Source organism: Bradyrhizobium sp. 956_D2_N1_4 (assembly GCF_052076025.1).
GTDB classification, from domain to species: Bacteria; Pseudomonadota; Alphaproteobacteria; order Rhizobiales; family Xanthobacteraceae; genus Bradyrhizobium; species Bradyrhizobium barranii.
This window is the reverse complement of sequence record NZ_CP197237.1, coordinates 4,785,682-4,803,064: the sequence shown is the minus strand read 5'-3', so window position 1 is coordinate 4,803,064 and position 17,383 is coordinate 4,785,682. Positions and strand designations below refer to the sequence as shown.

15 protein-coding genes are annotated in these 17,383 nt (G+C 64.7%); 2 read left to right on the top strand and 13 right to left on the bottom strand.

The window, feature by feature from the left end; all coding sequences use genetic code 11:
- Positions 1–31 precede the first annotated feature (31 nt).
- From AB7535_RS22815 to AB7535_RS22795, 5 genes are all read right to left on the bottom strand, one after another.
- Positions 32–1,246, bottom strand: a complete 1,215-nt coding sequence (locus tag AB7535_RS22815; protein ID WP_439036905.1) for a glycosyltransferase — start codon at positions 1,244–1,246, stop codon at positions 32–34.
- Positions 1,243–2,010 carry a class I SAM-dependent DNA methyltransferase gene (locus tag AB7535_RS22810; RefSeq protein WP_439036904.1) on the bottom strand — a complete coding sequence of 256 codons (768 nt, stop codon included), beginning with the start codon at positions 2,008–2,010 and terminating at the stop codon, positions 1,243–1,245. Before AB7535_RS22810 ends, AB7535_RS22815 begins: the two co-directional genes overlap by 4 nt.
- Positions 2,007–3,128: a DegT/DnrJ/EryC1/StrS family aminotransferase gene (locus AB7535_RS22805; protein WP_439036903.1), complete on the bottom strand. Its 1,122-nt coding sequence runs from the start codon at positions 3,126–3,128 to the stop codon at positions 2,007–2,009. Before AB7535_RS22805 ends, AB7535_RS22810 begins: the two co-directional genes overlap by 4 nt.
- Positions 3,125–3,571 (bottom strand): hypothetical protein, encoded by a 447-nt coding sequence (locus AB7535_RS22800; RefSeq protein WP_439036902.1) that lies wholly within the window; start codon positions 3,569–3,571, stop codon positions 3,125–3,127. The genes AB7535_RS22805 and AB7535_RS22800 overlap by 4 nt, the downstream gene beginning before the upstream one ends.
- 117 nt (positions 3,572–3,688) lie before the next feature.
- Positions 3,689–4,873 (bottom strand): CgeB family protein, encoded by a 1,185-nt coding sequence (locus AB7535_RS22795; protein ID WP_439036901.1) that lies wholly within the window; start codon positions 4,871–4,873, stop codon positions 3,689–3,691.
- A 382-nt stretch (positions 4,874–5,255) separates the two neighbouring features.
- On the opposite strand from AB7535_RS22795, the gene AB7535_RS22790 reads away from it, so the two are divergent.
- Positions 5,256–6,893, top strand: a complete 1,638-nt coding sequence (locus tag AB7535_RS22790) for a carbamoyltransferase family protein (RefSeq protein ID WP_439036900.1) — start codon at positions 5,256–5,258, stop codon at positions 6,891–6,893.
- A 30-nt stretch (positions 6,894–6,923) separates the two neighbouring features.
- Here the strand turns inward: AB7535_RS22790 and AB7535_RS22785 are convergent, their stop codons facing one another.
- Positions 6,924–7,439 carry a D-glycero-alpha-D-manno-heptose-1,7-bisphosphate 7-phosphatase gene (locus AB7535_RS22785; protein WP_439036899.1) on the bottom strand — a complete coding sequence of 172 codons (516 nt, stop codon included), beginning with the start codon at positions 7,437–7,439 and terminating at the stop codon, positions 6,924–6,926.
- A gap of 76 nt (positions 7,440–7,515) precedes the next feature.
- Positions 7,516–8,739, bottom strand: a complete 1,224-nt coding sequence (locus tag AB7535_RS22780; RefSeq protein WP_439036898.1) for a phenylacetate--CoA ligase family protein — start codon at positions 8,737–8,739, stop codon at positions 7,516–7,518.
- Between the two features lie 86 nt (positions 8,740–8,825).
- Here AB7535_RS22780 and AB7535_RS22775 point away from each other — a divergent pair, with 86 nt between their 5' ends.
- Positions 8,826–9,980 (top strand): AGE family epimerase/isomerase, encoded by a 1,155-nt coding sequence (locus tag AB7535_RS22775; RefSeq protein WP_439036897.1) that lies wholly within the window; start codon positions 8,826–8,828, stop codon positions 9,978–9,980.
- Between the two features lie 65 nt (positions 9,981–10,045).
- On the opposite strand, the gene AB7535_RS22770 is transcribed toward AB7535_RS22775, so the two are convergent.
- The 6 genes from AB7535_RS22770 to AB7535_RS22745 all read right to left on the bottom strand — a co-directional run bounded on the left by AB7535_RS22770 (position 10,046) and on the right by AB7535_RS22745 (position 17,303).
- A complete protein-coding gene (locus tag AB7535_RS22770) occupies positions 10,046–10,885 on the bottom strand; it encodes an ABC transporter ATP-binding protein (protein ID WP_028152015.1) in 840 nt (279 codons plus the stop codon).
- A 145-nt stretch (positions 10,886–11,030) separates the two neighbouring features.
- A complete protein-coding gene (locus tag AB7535_RS22765; protein WP_439036896.1) occupies positions 11,031–12,314 on the bottom strand; it encodes an ABC transporter substrate-binding protein in 1,284 nt (427 codons plus the stop codon).
- Between the two features lie 45 nt (positions 12,315–12,359).
- On the bottom strand, positions 12,360–13,433 hold the full coding sequence (locus AB7535_RS22760; protein WP_071912027.1) for a branched-chain amino acid ABC transporter permease: 1,074 nt from the start codon (positions 13,431–13,433) through the stop codon (positions 12,360–12,362).
- A 3-nt stretch (positions 13,434–13,436) separates the two neighbouring features.
- The gene (locus AB7535_RS22755; RefSeq protein ID WP_014493866.1) at positions 13,437–14,330 is read right to left on the bottom strand and encodes a branched-chain amino acid ABC transporter permease; all 894 of its coding nucleotides are present in this window, start codon (positions 14,328–14,330) and stop codon (positions 13,437–13,439) included.
- A 223-nt stretch (positions 14,331–14,553) separates the two neighbouring features.
- Positions 14,554–16,485, bottom strand: a complete 1,932-nt coding sequence (locus tag AB7535_RS22750; protein ID WP_439036895.1) for a long-chain fatty acid--CoA ligase — start codon at positions 16,483–16,485, stop codon at positions 14,554–14,556.
- On the bottom strand, positions 16,482–17,303 hold the full coding sequence (locus AB7535_RS22745) for an ABC transporter ATP-binding protein (RefSeq protein WP_014493868.1): 822 nt from the start codon (positions 17,301–17,303) through the stop codon (positions 16,482–16,484). The genes AB7535_RS22750 and AB7535_RS22745 overlap by 4 nt, the downstream gene beginning before the upstream one ends.
- Positions 17,304–17,383 lie beyond the last annotated feature (80 nt).

Here is a 17,383-nt window from a genome sequence, read left to right as displayed (position 1 = left end):
CCCGCGCTCTCCCTCCAGCGTTGCCCTGATCTCAATAGATCTGGGGGTAGCGGCGGTACCTGAGCCGCAACAGGTGCTTCGCGAGCTGGCGGTGGCCCTCATCAATCCGCTCGGCGAAGTAGGCCAGCCTTTGCCTGCCTGCAATGGCGAGCCGCGCGCGCTCCTCGGCCGAACCGAGCCTGGCGATAGCCTTCGCGAGCGAATCTGGATCGTCATAGTCGAACAGGATGGCGGCGTCGCCGGCCTGCGCCTGGAAGGCTTCCGGATAGACCACCGGCGTGCCGACCGCCCACGCCTCGAGCGGGGGCAGGTTGGTGGGGCCGAAATAGGTGGCCATCACCAGCGCGTGGGCGCCGCGATAGAGCGCGCCAAGCTCCACGTTGGGGACAAAGCCGAGCATGCGCACGCAATCACCGAGCCCGTGTTGCGCGACCAACGCCTCGAACGCGGTGCGCGCACCGGGATCGGAGCCGCAGAGCACCAGTCTGTGAGTTTGGCCCTGATCCCTGAGCAGGCGCATCGCGAGCAGCACGGTTGCGTGGTTCTTGTGCGACCAGAATTGTGCCGGATAGAACAGATAGCCAGGCTCGATGCCGTGCTTGCCGAGGATCGCGGTGTCCTCGGCCTCTTGTTCGGCCGCAGCCGAGCGCGAGACGTAGAGCGACGGCGAGAATGGAATGCAGACAGCGTGGTCGCGCTCCATCGCGTAGCGCCGGCAAAGCATGTCGATCAGTTCGTCGGCGTTGGTCACGACCACCGCGGCCTTGGTGACGGCACTGCGCCACACGATGTCGCGACGCTCGAACTGGGCGAACTCGCGCACCTCGTCGAATTCGGGGCTGTCGCGGAAGCAGCCGTCGAAGATCGTGATGATGAACGGCAGCTTGTAGAGCAGCAGGTTCCAGTTCGACGTGGTGGTGAAATAGACGATGTCGACACCGGCCCCGATCAGCTTCTTCTCGAACGGCGCACGGGCCCGCAAGGAGTATTGCAGCAGGTCGAACGGTCCGGAATATTTGAGGAAGAGGAACAGGCGGTCGAGCCAGCCGAGCTTCAGATGAACGCTGTTGACACCGAGCTCGGCGAGGATCGCGACGTTGTCGGGGAGCGTCGTGAACACAGTGACGTCGATGTCGGCGGTCGCGGCCCAGTCGCGCATCCAGATGATGTCGGTGAGCGACTGCTGGAAGCCGCCGCCGACGTCCAGCGGCAGTTCGAGAAAGATGCCGACGTGGTAGCGCTTCACGGCTGCGCGGCCTTTCTCGCGACCGTATAGGCGCCCCAGTCCTTCACGTTCGGCGCGGCGTCGGACGGCCAGGCATGGCTGCCGGCCGGCTCGAACCCGCAACGCCTGAGAACGGCGTCGATCTCGAAGGGAAACCAGTAGCGCATGCGATGGGTCTCGTCGACGCGCCGGATCGTCGAGCGGTCCGTGTCCTCGCAGAACAGCGTGTAGTTCACGAGCACCGTCGCTTTCGGTTCGTCATGGTCGGATTGCGCGATCCGGGTCAGGCGCAGCGGAGCCTGCTCGATGACCTTGACGCGCGTCTCGACACCCTGGGCCAGCACGGCGCCGCCGTACCAATAGTCGAAGAAGAACACGCCGCCGGGCTTCAACGCCGCGTGGGCGGTACGGAAAAGCGCAGCCAGCTGCTCATGGTCGTTCTGGTAGCTCGCGACGTGAAACAGCGAGACCACGGCGTCGCAATCGCGCTCCGCGCCGACCTCGCACGCGTCGCCCTGCCGAAAGGGAATATCGAGCCCAGCCTGCGCGGCGCGCGCCTTCGCTTTCGCGATCATGTCCGCGCTGAGATCGACGCCGGCGACTTGCCAGCCCCGGCGCGCGAATTCGATCGCATGCAGCCCGGTGCCGCAGCCGAGATCGAGGAGTTTGCCCGAGGCAATGCCAGCCCTGCGCAGCCGGGCTTCGACGAAGTCGACCTCAGCGGCGTAATCCTTGTCCCGGTACAGGAGATCGTACCAGGGCGCGTAATCCGCAAACACGCTCACGCCAGGATCTCCTTCAACGCGTCCGCGGATCGCGCGATCTCGTCGTCGGTGAGCGCAAGTCCGCTCGGCAGATAGAAGCCGCGGCGGGCGATGCGCTCGGCGTTCGGATGGGACTCGTTCAGCATGAGGCCCATGCGGCGCAGGACCGGCTGCTCGTGCATGCACCAGAAGAACGGCCGTGTGCCGATCCCCTTTTCCCCCAACCGCCGCATCGCCTCCTTTGCATCGAACGGAACGTCGTCGCTCAGGACGACGCCATAGACCCAATAGATGTTATCGGCGTAGTTGGTCCGAGGTACGGGACGGCGGATGCGGTCGACGTGCTCGAGATGGCTGTCGTAGAGCCGGCCGATGCGGCGCTTGATCTCGACGGTTTGCGGCAGTCGCTCCACCTGGGCGACCCCGAGTGCGGCCTGAAGGTTGGTCATGCGCGCGTTCCAGCCAAGCTCTTCATGAACGAAGCGCTGCTGCGGCTGGAAGCAGAGATTGCGCAGGCCCGAGAGGCGATCGGCAAGCGCGTCGTCGTCGGTGACGATCATGCCGCCTTCGCCGGTGGTGACGTGCTTGTTGGGATAGAAACTGAAGGTCGAGAGGTCGCCGAAGCTGCCGCAGGGCGCGCCGCGATAGGTCTGGCCGTGCATTTCGGCGGCGTCCTCGATCACCTTCAGGCCCCGCTTGCGGGCAAGCGCGAGGATCGGGTCGAGATCAACCGGCAGGCCGTAGATGTGGACCAGCATGATCGCGCGCGTTCGCGGCGTGATCGCGGACTCCACGCCCTCGATCGTCATGTTCCAGGTTGCGGGATCGCAATCGACACCGACGGGAACGAGGCCGGCCCGCACGATCGCCGCCGCGCAACTGATGATCGTGAAGGTCGGGATGATGACTTCGTCACCCGGCGCGAGCCCGAGCGCGTGAACGGCAATGTCGAGCGCAACGGAGCCGTTCGTGACGGCGACGCCGTGCCGCCGTCCGGCGGCACTCGCCATCGCCTGCTCAAAGCGCTTGATGAACGGGCCTTCCGACGAAATCCATCCGGTGCGGATACACTCGGCGAGGTACTCAGCCTCGTTGCCGTCGAGCAGCGGCGTGTTGACGGGAACGAAAGGCGCGGTCACAGCCCGGGACCCTTGATCCGGATTTCGGACCGGGGCGCTTCTGCAAAGCGGGTCTTGTCGTTCTCGCCGGAATACGGACCTTGCTTGATCTCGAACATCTCGAGCGGTTCGAGCACATGGAAGCCGTGGGCGCCGCTGCAGAGCAGGATGATGTCGCCGGCGCCGAGGACCCGGCTCTCCAGATATTTTTCTTCAACCGTGTAGAAGTCGACCTGGAGCTTGCCCTTTTGGATCATGAGCACTTCCTGGGTGTAGTGCACCTCCCGCGTCACCTTGTTGTGGCGATGCGGCTCGATGCTCTTGCCTTTCGGATGGCTCATGTAAGCGAGCTGCTGCGACAGCTCGGGCGACGAAAAGAAGTGAATACCCGGCTCGCGAAACGAGGCGCGGACAATGATCGCGTAGAGCTGCTCGCCGAATCTGACATGTTCGACGTGTTCCATCCGAAGCCTCGACAAAAAGCGCTGATATTATAGTGACATAGCGTCTTCGACGCAGCGGCACTTTGGCTATTTTGCCCTGCACCGTCAAGGGCGGACGCGGCCCTGCGCCGTGCCCCGCTAGCCGCGGCCGGCCAGGTGAAGGATCTGGTCGATCCGCTGCCGGAATGTGTGGGCCGAAAGCGTTCGCGCCTGTCCTGCCGCGGCCATTGCGCGGCGCTCGTCCTCGCTTGCGAGGTAACGGTCGATCAGGCCGAGGCAGTCGTCGACCGAGCGCCAGGCTGCGACCTCTCGTCCGTCGTCGAACAGCGTGTGAAGATTATCCTTGCAGTCGGTGAGCAGACAGGTTCCGACGCCGGTGGCCTCGAACAGACGCGCGTTGCCTGCCTCGCGCCCGACCATGTCGATGTGCGAGTTCAGCGTGAGGCGGGATGCGCGTAGCGCCTGATACATCTCCACGCCCCAGACCTCGCCTTGATAGCAGCGGTGCAGCGGCGAGGACGCGGGCAGGCTGTCGAGGCCGCTGCCGTAGAGTTTCAGATCGTATTTTCGCGCAACGGCTTCCAGCTGCGCGACCCGCTGCTGGTGGTCGGCCGAAATCGCGCCGACGAAGGAGACGTCGATGCTGCGCTCGGGCGCCGGCGGAAGCACGTCGAGAATACCGGGCTCGAACGCCAGATGGACCACTTCCGACCTGACCCCGGCGTCACGAAAGAACTGCACGGCCTTGGAGAGTTGCGAAATCATCAGGTCATAGGACGACCAGTCCTGCCCGCGTGAGGGCATGATGCCGATCTGGCCGATCAGGATTGGGCGGCCGATGCCCTTGATCTGCCGCGCGAGGCGCGCATCGACATGGAACAGGTCCTGATTCAGCACGAGGTCCGGCTTGAACTCCTCGATCTGCGCCAGCAGGATTTTTTCGGCCTCGGCATCGAGCCGCGGGCTCAGGCCTACCTTGCGCGCGAGTGGCCGGAGGACCGGCTTGAACGGAGCGACCGCGCGCAGCAGCCAACCCGGAACGGCCTGCCGCTGCACCGGTGCATCAGGTGATGCCGGCTGCGCGACCGCGAGCCCGTGCTCGCGCGCCCACGCCGCCCGCATCCAGGGATTGTTGACGTGAATGTCGGCCGCGACGTGTCCCGCCGCGGCAAAATTGCGCGAGTAGAAGTCGGCAACGCCGAACAGGCTGGTATTGCGTGCCGCCATCTGCGTCGCATAGAGGGCATCGGCAAGATCCGGCGTGCGGCGGTACAGCCACCTCAGGAAGCGCGCATAATCGGCATTGAGGATGAGGACGCGCACGGCGTTAGAGCTCCGGAGGGATCGACGAGGATGGGATCGGGCAGGAGCGGGGCAGATCGTGTCCGTACGTGGTGTCATCGTCTGCCGCAAGCAGCGGGCAGGTCATGTCGGCAGGGGTTTCCATGTGGCGGCTCGAATATCCCATTCGGGTCGCTCAGACAACGTCCGAAGCGGACCGGAAAGCTGCGGCAAGGCGGGTCCAAGCCCTTGATTTGTTCGGGCTTTTGTTAATATAGGTCACCCCTAGACCGGTGCGTTCGGACTTTTCTGGTTTCCGCACGACCCTCACCGTTGCGGGAGGCTTCCGCCTCGACAGTGCGCGGGTTGAGCTCCAACTCTTTATGCGTCGGGCGCTCCATGGAAGGTTTCGAGGTAATTGCGCATGTACGTCATTGGAATTAGCTCCGGGATCAAGCATGGCCACCACGACGGTGCGGCTGTGCTGTTGCGCGACGGCGAGTTGATCGCGGCCGCCGAAGAGGAGCGCTTTACCCTGGCCAAGCATGCGCGCGGCGAGCTGCCGCGCGGGGCGATCGGCTTTTGCCTGAAGCAGGCCGGCATCACCATGCGCGACGTCGACTGGATCTGCTCGCCGCTCAAGACCTACACCAACTACACCCAGCGCTTGACCGAATATTTCAGGTACCAGTTCGGTCACAGCCCGAAGATCGAGCTCTACGACCATCACCTCTGTCACGCCGCGAGCTCGTTCTACGGATCGGGGTTCTCCGAGGCGACGGTCGCCTGCTTCGACTTCTCAGGCGATTCCAGCTCCGGCCTCGTCGCGCATGCGCGCGGCAACGATTTCCGCGTGCTGACGCGCTTCGCCCGCAACAATAGTCTCGGTCTCTATTACGGGATGCTGACGCAGTATCTCGGCTATCAGATGACCAATGACGAGTACAAGGTCATGGGCCTGTCGTCCTATGGCAGTCCCGAATATCTCGACAAGTTCGCCAAGCTGCTGCGCCCGGCGGGCATCAATTACGAGCTCGATCCTGAACTCGACAAGCGCAGGCGCGACGCCGAGATTTTCACCAGCGATTTCTCGACGCGGCAGGAGCGCATCTTCACTGAGAAGATGGAGGAGATCCTGGGGCCGCGACGCCTGCGTGGCGGGCCGCTCGACCAGCGGCTGACCAACATCGCCGCGAGCGGCCAGAAGCAGCTCGAGATCGTCGCCACCGAGGTGATCCGCTCTGCTATCGCCGAGACCGGCTGCGGCGACGTCTGCATCGCCGGCGGCGTCGGGTTGAACTGCAAGATGAACATGGAGATCGCCGCGGAACCGTCCGTGAAACGTCTCTACGTTCCGCCGGTGCCGCATGATGCGGGCGTGGCGTTGGGCGCGGCGATGATGAAATGCGCCGAGGCCGGCCATACGATCGCTCCGCTCACCCATGCTTATTGGGGCCCCGAATACTCCAACGACACGATCCGCGAGACGCTGGACAAGATCGGCGCGAAGTTCGAGCCGCTCGACGATCCCGTGTCGCGCTGCGTCAGCGACCTGACGGACCAGAGGACCGTGGGCTGGTTCCAGGGCCGGATGGAGTACGGCCCGCGCGCGCTCGGCAACCGCTCCATCCTGGCCGATCCGCGCCACGCGGGCATGAAGGACCGGATCAACCTTACGATCAAGTATCGCGAGGAGTTTCGGCCGTTCTGTCCGTCGGTGCTGTACGAACGCCAGGCCGAATATTTCGAGGACACGTTCGACGCGCCGTTCATGGTGGTGACGTTTCCGGTCAACGAGAAGGTCGCCGAGACCATGCCGGCGGTGGTTCATGTCGACAACACCGCGCGCATCCAGAGCGTCCATGCGGACAGCAATCCGCTCTACAGCCGCCTGATCGGCGAGTTCGCGAAGGCGACCTCGCTGCCGGTCCTGATCAACACCAGCCTCAACATCAACGAGCAGCCGACCGTGAACGCGCCGCTTGAAGCGCTGCACACCTATTTCTGCTCGGGACTGGATGTTCTGTATCTCGGACCGTATCGGCTATCCAAGGCGCGTTGAGTCACGCGCGGCGCCGTCCGGTTTTTGGCATCAGTCGGATTTCAACGCTTCACGCACGAAATTCGCGAGATTGCTTTCCCGGAACAGCAGGCCCCGGATGCCGGCGGCGCGCGCCGCATCGAGGTCGCGCTGCTGGTCTCCGATCAAGAAACTCTTCTCGGTCGCGACGGGAAATCGCTTCATCAGATCGGTGATCATGCCGGGCCCGGGCTTGCGCCGGTCGCTGTCGCGCCGGTAGCGCTCGACGACGCCCTCGGGATGATCGGGGCAATACTCGAACGCATCGATGTGCGCACCGACCGCCGCCAGTTCGCCCGCTATCCAGCGATGCAGCGCGTCCACGTCGCTCTCCTGGTAGAACCCGCGGGCAACGCCGGACTGGTTGGTGACGACAAAGGCGAAATAGCCGGCATCGTTCACAAGCCGGACCGCCTCGCGCGCGCCGTCGATCCATTCGAACTTGCTTGCTTCGAACAGATAGCCTGCGTCGCGATTGAGAACGCCGTCGCGGTCGAAGAAGACGGCTGGGCGCGTTGGAGTCGTCATAGGGTGTCGCAATAAAGGGTTTGCGTCCCTTGTTCGCCGTTCGGCCAGTCTCTTGTCAAGACGATCGCAACTGCCGCTACCGCTCGTCGGCGATCACCTTGCCGTCGTTCGGCAGCGCGCCGGGGCTGACCAGCTCGACGTTGCCGCCGAGCTTCGTCACCGCGCGCAAGGTGCCGGCGATCTCCTTGCGGAGCGCCTCGCTCGTGCCTGCCGTTTCCACCTTGAGCGTCATCGCGTCGGCCTCGCCCTCGCGGGTGACGACGAGCCGAAGCCGCCCCAGGTCGCCGTGACGCTTGCCGATCTCGGCGATCTGCTCGGGGCGGACGAACATGCCCTTGACCTTGGTGGTCTGGTCGGCGCGGCCCATCCAGCCCTTGATGCGCATGTTGGTGCGGCCGCAGTTGCTCGGGCCGGGCAGTGCGGCGGTGAGGTCGCCGAGCGCGAGCCGGATCCACGGACGATGCGGGTCGAGCGAGGTCACGACGATTTCGCCGACATCGCCGTCGGCCACGGGATCGCCGGTGCCCGGCTTGATGATCTCCAGGATCAGATCCTCGTTCACGACCATGCCGTCCCGTGCATCGCTCTCGAAGGCGATCAGGCCGAGATCGGCGGTGCCGAAGGCCTGGTAGGCGTCGATGCCGCGCGACTTGATCTCGGCCTGCAGCGAGGGCGGGAAGGCCGCGCCCGAGACCAGCGCGCGCTTGATCGAGGAGACGTCGCGGCCGGCGGTCGCGGCGGCATCGAGCAGGATCTTCAGGAAGTCGGGCGTGCCGCTATAGCCGACCGGACGATAGGCCTCGATCAGCTCGAATTGCTGCTCGGTGTTGCCGGGACCGGCCGGGATCACCGCGCAGCCGAGGGCGCGCGCGGAGGCATCGAAGATGAAGCCGCCGGGGGTGAGGTGGTAGCTGAAGGTATTGAGCACGATGTCGTCGGGGCGGAACCCGGCTGCGAACAGGGCCCGTGCGCCGCGCCAGGGATCGGCCTGCCGGCCCTCCGGCTCGAAAATCGGGCCGGGGGAGGTGAACAGGCGGCCAAACGACCCCGGAGAGGCCGTCACGAAGCCTCCGAAGGGCTGGGAGGCCCTGTGCAGGGCGGGCAGTTCCGATTTGCGCAGCATCGGCAGGGCCGCCAGCGCCGCCCGGGACGTCACGGCAGCAGGATCGATGCCCTTCAGCCGCTCGGCGTAGGCGGGCGCGGCCATCGCGCCGCGTAGCACGTCCGGCAGGCGGGAGAACAGCTCCGCCTCGCGCACGGCCGGTTCGCGCGTCTCGCGGGCGTCGTAATAGGCAGTCATGGCTGGTCTTTCCGGGTTGGCATCCGTTGCACGCCGCCGCCGGCATGGGTATCAGACGGCCAGTGTCGAGGCGTGGAGAGGACGCGATGGCGGACGAAGGCATCATTGCGGCGGACGAGGCGGCGGACGTCGTCGCGCGCCTGAAGCGCCGCATGATCGACGAGGCGCTGCCGCTGTGGTCGTCCGTCGGCTGGGACGATGCGGCAGGCGGTTTCATCGACCGGCTGCACCGTGACGGCACGGCCGATGCGGCCGCACCGCGGCGCGTGCTCGTGCAGGCGCGCCAGATCTATTGTTACGCCAAGGCGGCGCAGATGGGCTGGTACCCTGGGGGGCGCGCCATCGCGCTGAAGGGGCTGGAGCATCTGCTCAGCAAAGCGAAGGCGCCCGACGGCCGGCCTGGTTACGTGCACCGGCTGACGCCGGACGGCGCCGTGCTGGACGGCCGACGCGATGCTTACGACCACGCCTTCATCCTGTTTGCGCTCGCGGCCGTCTACGGGCTCGACCGGGATGCGCAAATTCGCGCCGAGATCGACGCGCTGCTCGCCTTCCTCGACAGCCATCTTCGCTCGCCGCATGGCGGCGTCCATGAAGGTCTGCCGGTCTCGCTGCCGCGCCGGCAGAACCCGCACATGCATCTGTTCGAGGCGATGATCGCATGCTTCGATGCGACCCACGACCTGTCGTTCCAGAACCGCGCCGGCGAGTTCTTCGCGCTGTTCCTCGCCAATCTCTACGACAAGCAGAAGCGGATCCTGACGGAGTATTTCGAGGAGGACTGGTCCAAGATCGAGCCGGTCAGCGTCGAGCCCGGCCATCAGGCCGAGTGGGTCTGGCTGCTGAAAGGGTTTGAACGCATCACGGGTTGCCCGACCGGACAACGTCGCGCCGAACTGCTCGCGACCGCGCTGCGCTATCGCGACGAGGCCACGGGGTGCCTGGTCGACGAGGGCGATGCCAGCGGCAACATCCGTCGCAGCACGCGCCGGCTGTGGCCGCAGACTGAGATGGCCAAGGCGTGGATCGCGCAGGCCGAGTCCGGCGAGGCGGGCGCTGCGGACGAGGCGCGCGCGGCGCTGGTGCGGCTCGAACGGCATTATCTCAGCCATCCCGTGAAGGGCGGCTGGTACGACCAGTTCGATCGCGACGGCAAATCGCTGGTCGACACCATTCCTGCGTCGTCGTTCTATCATGTTCTCTGCGCAGTCACGGAAGCGGAGCAGGTGCTTGAAGGTTAGAGTTCTTTTGTTTTGACGCGTTTTCTTCACGCGAGCCGGTTCCCACTTCGCTTGAAAACGCTATGTCAAAGCCAGCGCTTGCGCCGCTTGAAGCTTTTGAGGTTCTTGAAGCTCTTGCGCTGATCGCCGGCGCCGCCGAGGTAAAACTCCTTGACGTCCTCGTTGTCGCGCAGCTCGTCCGCGGTGCCGTCGAGCACGACCTTGCCCTGCTCCATGATGTAGCCGTGGCTCGCCACCGACAGCGCGGCGCGGGCGTTCTGCTCGACCAGCAGGATGGTAACGCCGAGGTCGCGGTTGATCTTCTGGATGATCGAGAACACCTCTTTCACCAGCAGCGGCGACAGGCCCATCGAGGGCTCGTCCATCAAGATCATCTTCGGTCGCGCCATCAGCGCGCGGCCGATCGCGAGCATCTGCTGCTCGCCGCCTGAGAGATAACCGGCAAGGCCGGTGCGCTCCTTCAGGCGCGGGAAATAGTTGAAGACCATGTCGAGATCGGCATCGACCTCGCGGTCTCTGCGGGTGAAGGCGCCGAGCTTGAGGTTTTCGAGCGACGTCATGTCGGCGACGATGCGCCGGCCCTCCATCACCTGGAAGATGCCGCGACGCACGATCTTGTCGGGATCGATGCCGGCGATAGCGGAGCCCTCGAACAGGATCTCGCCGCGCGTGACCTCGCCGTCCTCGGTCTTGAGCAGCCCCGAGATCGCCTTCAGCGTCGTCGACTTGCCGGCGCCGTTAGCGCCCAGCAGCGCCACGATCGCGCCCTTGGGCACGTCGAGGCTGAGGCCGCGCAGCACCAGGATGACGTCGTCATAGACGACCTCGATGTTGCGGACGGCGAGGAGGGGCGGCGCGGGCACGACGCTGGGGGAGGGACGCTCGATGTGAGCCGGTTCACTCATGGCTAGTTACTCTCTTGATGTCGTCACCCGCGAAGGCGGGTGACCCAGTATTCCAGAGACGCTCGACGTTCCCCGAGAGGCCGCGGCGTACTGGATCCCCCGCTTTCGCGGGGGATGACCGTTGTGCGTTGGGTGAGCGCCGGGCTCACCACCCCAGCAATTCCGGCTTGCGCGGCAGCTCGACGGTCTTGACCTTCTCGAGCTTGATCGTGCCCTTGGCCATGAGATCATTGAGGTCGCCGTCGGTCGCACCCGCGATCGTGGTGCGATAGAGGTCGACCTTCAGCGTGCCGCGGTGGTCCTTGTCGGTCCAGGTCGAGGCATTGCAGACGCCGTCCATTCCGGCCGGCACCCAGTCCTTCTTCTGGTAGAAGCCCTTGGCGACGTTCTCGCCGGTCGCCCCGCCGTTCTTGGCAGCCCAGTCGAGCGCCTCCCTCATGTAGAGCGCCGAGCAGACCGCCGCGATGTAATGCACGGGCCGGTAGACCTTGCCGGTGGGGTCGGACATCTTGGAGATCTCCATCACCGTCTTCATGCCGGGCGCATCGCCGCCCCAGCTCACTGCGGTGCGCAGCGGGAAGATCACGCCGTTGGCGGCATCGCCGGCGGTCTTGGCGGCGTTCTCGTCCATGCCCCAGACATTGCCGAGGAACTGAATCTCGACGCCGGCGGTCTTGCAAGCCTTCAGGACGGAGATGTTGGAAGCCGCGGTGTTGCCGAGATAGGCGTAGTTGGCACCCGAGGATTTCAGGCTCAGGCACTGCGCGCTGTAGTCACCCGGTGTGAGCGCGAACACCAGCGGCGGCAGCACCTCGAAGCCGAGCTCCTGCGCCATGGCTTCGCCTGCGGCCTTCGGCGCGTTCGGATAGGGGTGGTTGGCGCCCATGTGCACGAACTTCGGCTTGCCGGGCTTGCCCTTGGCCTTCCAGTCCTCGGCCGCCCACATCAGCATCGCGCGCAGCGAGTCCGAATAGCTCGGGCCGTAGAAGAAATTGTAGGGCGCGGGCTTGGCCTTGCCGCTGACGCCTTCGGGATCGGTGAGGGCTGCGGCATAGGAGCCGGAGAGGTCGGGGATCTTGTCCTGGGCGAGGAAGCCGGTCAGCGCTTCGGTGTCTGCGGTGCCCCAGCCCATGATCGCGGCGACCTTCGAGTCCGGCGCCGACCATTTCTTGTAGAGCGCGATCGCGCGCGGCACCTGGTAGCCGTAATCGTTGGTATCGACGCTGAGCTGCTTGCCGCCGACGCCGCCGTTCTTGTTGACCCAGGCGAAGGTGTCGGCGACGGCCTGGCCGTAGGGCGTGCCGACGTCGGAGGTGCCGCCGGAATAATCGGCGAGATGGCCGATCGCGATCTGCGCCTGCGCGCCGGCCGAGAATGCGGCGATCGCAAGCGCGAGCGATGCAGTGCTCAAAAGGGATTTTGTCTTCATTGGTTGCCTCCTCCTGTTTATTAGTTGGTTAGCGAGTTGCCGTGCTCAATGCGAGAACGGGTAGAGTTTCCAGTACGCCTTGATCTGTCGCCAGCGATGGGCAAGCCCATCCGGCTCGAACATCAGGAACGCGATGATGATCACTCCGATCGCGATCTCGCGCAGGAAGGTGATGTTGGTGTTGAGGGACAGCGCCTTGTCGATCGCGCCGCCCTTCAGGTACAGGCTGATGAATTCCATCGTCTCAGGCAGCAGCACCACGAAGGCGGTGCCCATCAGCGTGCCCATGATCGAACCGGTGCCGCCGATGATGATCATGGCGAGGAACAGGATCGAGCGCTCGATGCCGAAACCCTCCTGCGAGACCACGAGCTGGTAGTGGGCATAAAGCGCGCCGGCGATGCCGGCGAAGAAGGCGGCCAGCCCAAACGACAGCGTGCGGTATTTGGTGAGGTTGATGCCCATGATCTCGGCGGAGAGATAATGGTCGCGGATCGCCACCAGCGCACGGCCGTCGCGTGTGCGCATCAGATTGGTGACGAGGACGTAGCTCGCGACCACATAGGCCAGCACGACATAGAAATACTGTCTGTCGCCGCGCAGCGTGAAGCCGAAGATCGAGAACGGATTGGCGCTGGCGGGCACCGAGCCCCCGGTGAACCACTCTGCGCGGGAGAAGAAGTCGAGCAGGATGTATTGCGCCGCCAGCGTTGCGATGACGAGGTAGAGCCCCTTCAGTCGCGCCGCCGGGATGCCGAAGATCAGCCCGACCAGCGCGGTGACGACGCCCGCAAGCGGGATCGCGAAGAACACCGGGATCGGCGCGTTGTTGGAGATGTAGGCCGAAGTGAAGGCGCCGAGCAGGAAAAAGGCGGCATGGCCGATCGAGATCTGGCCGGTGAAGCCGACCAGGATGTTGAGGCCGAGCGCCGCGATCGAGAAGATGCCGATCTGGATCAGGATGCTGAGCCAGTACCCGCCAAGGAGTTGCGGCACGAGGCAGAGCAACAGCACGCCGATGATCGCAAAGTTGCGGCTGGTCGTGGTCGGGAAGATCGTGGTGTCCGCCGCGTAGGAGGTGCGGAAATCACCAGCAGGGATGAGGGCAGGGCCGGCCATGGATCAGATCCGCTCGATGTCGTGGGTGCCGAACAGGCCGTAGGGCTTGATCATCAGCACGATGATGAGGACGTAGAACGGTGCGATCTCGTAGAGATTGCCCCAGTGCAGATACTCGCTGTCGACATATTGCGCGATGTTCTCGAGCAAGCCGATGATGATGCCGCCGAGCACGGCGCCGCCAACGGAATCGAGCCCGCCGAGGATCGCCGCCGGAAACACCTTGATGCCGTAGGCCGCAAGTCCCGAGGACACGCCGTTGACGACGGCGACCACCACGCCCGCGACCGCCGACACTGTCGCGGAGATCGCCCACGCCATCGCGAACACGCTCTTGACGGAGATGCCGAGCGATTGCGCGACCTGCTGGTTGAACGCGGTAGCGCGCATCGCGAGGCCGTATTTGGAGGCGCGGAAGAACCAGGCCATGCCGATCATCATCGCGACCGAGACCACGAGGCTCATGACATAGACGGTCTGGATCTGAAGCCCGAGCAGGCTGACCGACTGGCTCTCGAACACGCGCGGGAACGGTTGCGGATTGACGCCGAACATCCATTTCAGCGTGGCCTGGAGCACGGTCGAGAGGCCGATCGTCACCATGATCACCGAGATGATGGGTTCGCCGATCATCGGTCTCAGGATCAGGACCTGGATCGCGATGCCGAATACGAACATGAACACCAGCGTCATCGGCATGCCGATCCAGAACGGCACCTGGTACTTCGCAAGCAGCGCCCAGCACACCCAGGCGCCGACCAGCAGCAGTTCACCTTGCGCGAAGTTGACGACCTGCGTCGCCTTGTAGATCAGCACGAACGACATCGCGACCACGCCATAGAGCGTGCCGACCACGAGGCCGTTGACCAGGAGCTGGATGAGGAAGGCGGTGTTCATGTCGATGTCCGCGCAAAATGCAGAAGCGATGACGGTGCACCCTCTCCCCTTGTGGGAGAAGGTGGCTTCGCGATGCGAAGCCGGGTGAGGGGGTCTGTCGGCAGCGACGGTGCGGAGAGAGGACCCCTCACCCGGGTGAGGATGTGGTTGACTGCGGAGATGCCCTCTCCCACAGGGGGAGAGGGCGCATCGACGGGCACCGCAGGATGGGATGGAAGCAGGCTCACTCCGCGGCCTCCGCCATATGCCCATGCCCGCCGAGATCCACCACGCGCAGCGTCGTTCGCACGCGTTGCGTGGTGCCGTCCTGGAAGCGGATCACGGTGTCGACGGGGATGTCGGCATCGCCGCGGTAGATTGCGTTGATGATGCCTTCGTATTTCTCGTTGATGACGCTGCGACGCACCTTTCGGGTGCGGGTGAGCTCGCCGTCGTCGGCGTCGAGCTCCTTGTAGAGCAGCAGGAAGCGCGAGATGCGTTGGGCCGGCGGCAGCGTGGCGTTGACGGTCTCGACTTCCTTCTTGAGCAGCGCGTAGACCTCGGGGCGCGAGGCGAGGTCGCTGTAGGTCGTGAACGAGAGCCGGCTCTTCTCCGCCCATTTCGAGATGATGGAGTAACGGATGCAGATCATCGCCGCGAGCGCGTCGCGGCCGGCCCCTAGCACCACGGCCTCCGCGATATAGGGCGAGAACTTCAGCTTGTTCTCGATGAACTGCGGCGAGAAGCGCTCGCCGCGCGAGGTCTCGGCCAGGTCCTTGATGCGGTCGATGACGACGAGCTGCTTGTTATCGTTGAAGTAGCCGGCGTCGCCCGACAGCATCCAGCCGTCCCTGATGTCGGCAACGCTCGCTTCCGGGTTCTTGTAATAACCCAGGAACATGTGGGGATGCCGCACCACGATCTCGCCGACGCCGTGGACGTCGGCATTGTCGATGCGGATCTCGACGCTGTCGGCCATCGGCACGCCCGTCGTGTCGGGATCGACCTTGCCCTCGGGATGCAGCGTGTAGGCCCCTAGCAGTTCGGTCTGGCCGTAGAGCGTGCGCAGCGGCACGCCCATGGCCTGGAAGAACTTGAAGGTATCAGGGCCAAGTGCCGCGCCGCCGGTCGCGGCCGAACGCAGGCGGGTAAAGCCGAGGCGGTCGCGGAGCGCGCGGAACAGGATTGCGTCGGCAAAGCTCGAACGTTTGCCGTCTTCGAGCGCGGCGAGGCCGCTTTTCATGCCGATGTCGAACAGGCGCTGCTTGAAAGGCGTCGCGTCCATCACCTTGGCGCGGACGTCGGCGGCGATGGATTCCCAGACGCGCGGCGCAAACAGCACGAACGTCGGCGCGATTTCGCGCAGATCGTTCATCATCGTATCAGGCTCTTCGACGAAGTTGATCTTCATCCGGCACAAGAGGCCTTTGCCGAGCACATAGACCTGCTCCATGATCCACGGTAGCGGCAGCACGGAGACGTATTCGTCGTCGGGCCCTTTCGGATCGAAGGCGAGATAGGTCGCGCAATGGCCGAGCACGCGGCCGGCGGCGAGCATGGCGAGCTTCGGGTGCGAGGTGGTGCCCGACGTTGTGCAGAGTATCGCGACATCCTCGCCCTTGGTGGCATCGACGAGGCGATCGTAGAGCTCCGGCTCACGCGTGGCGCGGCCGCGGCCGAGCTCGGCGAACGCTTCCGCCGACATCAGTCGGGGATCGTCGTATTTCCGCATGCCGCGCGGATCGGAATAGATGATGTGCTTCAGCCGCGGCACCCGCTCGGCAAGCGCGAGCAGCTTGTCGACCTGCTCTTCGTCCTCGGCGAAAACGACCTGCGCCTCGCCATAGTTGAGGAGGTAGGAGGCTTCCTCGTCCAGCACATCGCGATAGAGCCCAAGGCTCAATCCACCGATGGCGTGGGTCGCCACTTCCGCCGCGACCCAGTCTGGCCGGTTGTCGCCGATGATGCCGATGACGTCCTCGCGCCCCAAGCCCAATTCGATGAGGCCGAGCGCAAAGTCGCGTACGCGGGTGTGGTAGTCATTCCAGGTGAAGACGCGCCAGAGCCCGAGATCCTTTTCGCGCAACGCGATCTCGTTGCCGTGCTCCCTGGCATTGAGCCGCAGCATCTTTGGATAGGTGTCGGCCTGCGCGACGCGGCCCGCGTAGTCCATCATGCCGCACTCTCCTGCGCTGGCGGAGCATCGTCCGGGTCGACCAGCACCTCGTCCTCCTCGCCGAGATAGGCGCGCCTGACGTGGGGATCGGCGAGCACGGCGGCCGGATCGCCCTCGGCGATCTTGCGGCCGAAATCGAGCACCATGACGCGGTGGGAGATGTCCATCACCACGCCCATGTCGTGCTCGATCATCACCACCGTCATCCCGAACTCCTCGTTGAGGTCGACGATGTAGCGGGCCATGTCCTCCTTCTCCTCGAAGTTCATGCCGGCCATCGGCTCGTCGAGGAGAATGAGGCGCGGTTCCAGCGCCATGGCACGGGCGAGCTCGACGCGTTTGCGCAGGCCGTAGGAGAGGGTGCCGGCTTGCGCCTTTCGCACCGACTGGAGATCGAGGAAGTCGATGATCTCTTCGACCTTGCGGCGGTGCTCGAGTTCTTCCTTGCGCGCGCCGGTGAGCCAGTACAGCGATCCCGTGAGGAAATTGTTCTTCAGGAGGTGATGGCGCCCGACCATGATGTTGTCGAGCACGCTCATGTGGTGGAACAGCGCCAGATTCTGGAAGGTGCGGCCGATGCCGAGGGTGGGGCGCGCGTTCGGCGTCAGCCCTGTGATGTCGCGGCCCCGGTAGAACAGCTGGCCCTCGGTCGGCTTGTAGCGACCGGAAATACAATTCACGATCGAGGTCTTGCCGGCGCCGTTGGGGCCAATGATCGAGAACAGCTCGCCGTCATTGATGGCAAAGCTGACATCGGTCAGCGCACGGACGCCGCCGAATCGCAAGGACACGCCGCGCACTTCGAGACTGGTAGCCACCAAACAAATCCCTCCCGGTGATGGCGCATTCAGCGGCGCTCTTCGTCCGTTCCTGTCGGGCGATCCTAGTACGGCCGTGC

What these genes read in the sequence shown, in the direction of transcription:
- AB7535_RS22760 (WP_071912027.1), bottom strand. Translation starts at nt 13,433, where the DNA reads ATGGCCGGCCCTGCCCTCATCCCTGCTGGTGATTTCCGCACCTCCTAC.
- AB7535_RS22800 (WP_439036902.1), bottom strand. Translation starts at nt 3,571, where the DNA reads ATGGAACACGTCGAACATGTCAGATTCGGCGAGCAGCTCTACGCGATC.
- AB7535_RS22770 (WP_028152015.1), bottom strand. Translation starts at nt 10,885, where the DNA reads ATGAGTGAACCGGCTCACATCGAGCGTCCCTCCCCCAGCGTCGTGCCC.
- AB7535_RS22775 (WP_439036897.1), top strand. Translation starts at nt 8,826, where the DNA reads ATGGCGGACGAAGGCATCATTGCGGCGGACGAGGCGGCGGACGTCGTC.
- AB7535_RS22790 (WP_439036900.1), top strand. Translation starts at nt 5,256, where the DNA reads ATGTACGTCATTGGAATTAGCTCCGGGATCAAGCATGGCCACCACGAC.
- AB7535_RS22750 (WP_439036895.1), bottom strand. Translation starts at nt 16,485, where the DNA reads ATGATGGACTACGCGGGCCGCGTCGCGCAGGCCGACACCTATCCAAAG.
- AB7535_RS22765 (WP_439036896.1), bottom strand. Translation starts at nt 12,314, where the DNA reads ATGAAGACAAAATCCCTTTTGAGCACTGCATCGCTCGCGCTTGCGATC.
- AB7535_RS22755 (WP_014493866.1), bottom strand. Translation starts at nt 14,330, where the DNA reads ATGAACACCGCCTTCCTCATCCAGCTCCTGGTCAACGGCCTCGTGGTC.
- AB7535_RS22780 (WP_439036898.1), bottom strand. Translation starts at nt 8,739, where the DNA reads ATGACTGCCTATTACGACGCCCGCGAGACGCGCGAACCGGCCGTGCGC.
- AB7535_RS22785 (WP_439036899.1), bottom strand. Translation starts at nt 7,439, where the DNA reads ATGACGACTCCAACGCGCCCAGCCGTCTTCTTCGACCGCGACGGCGTT.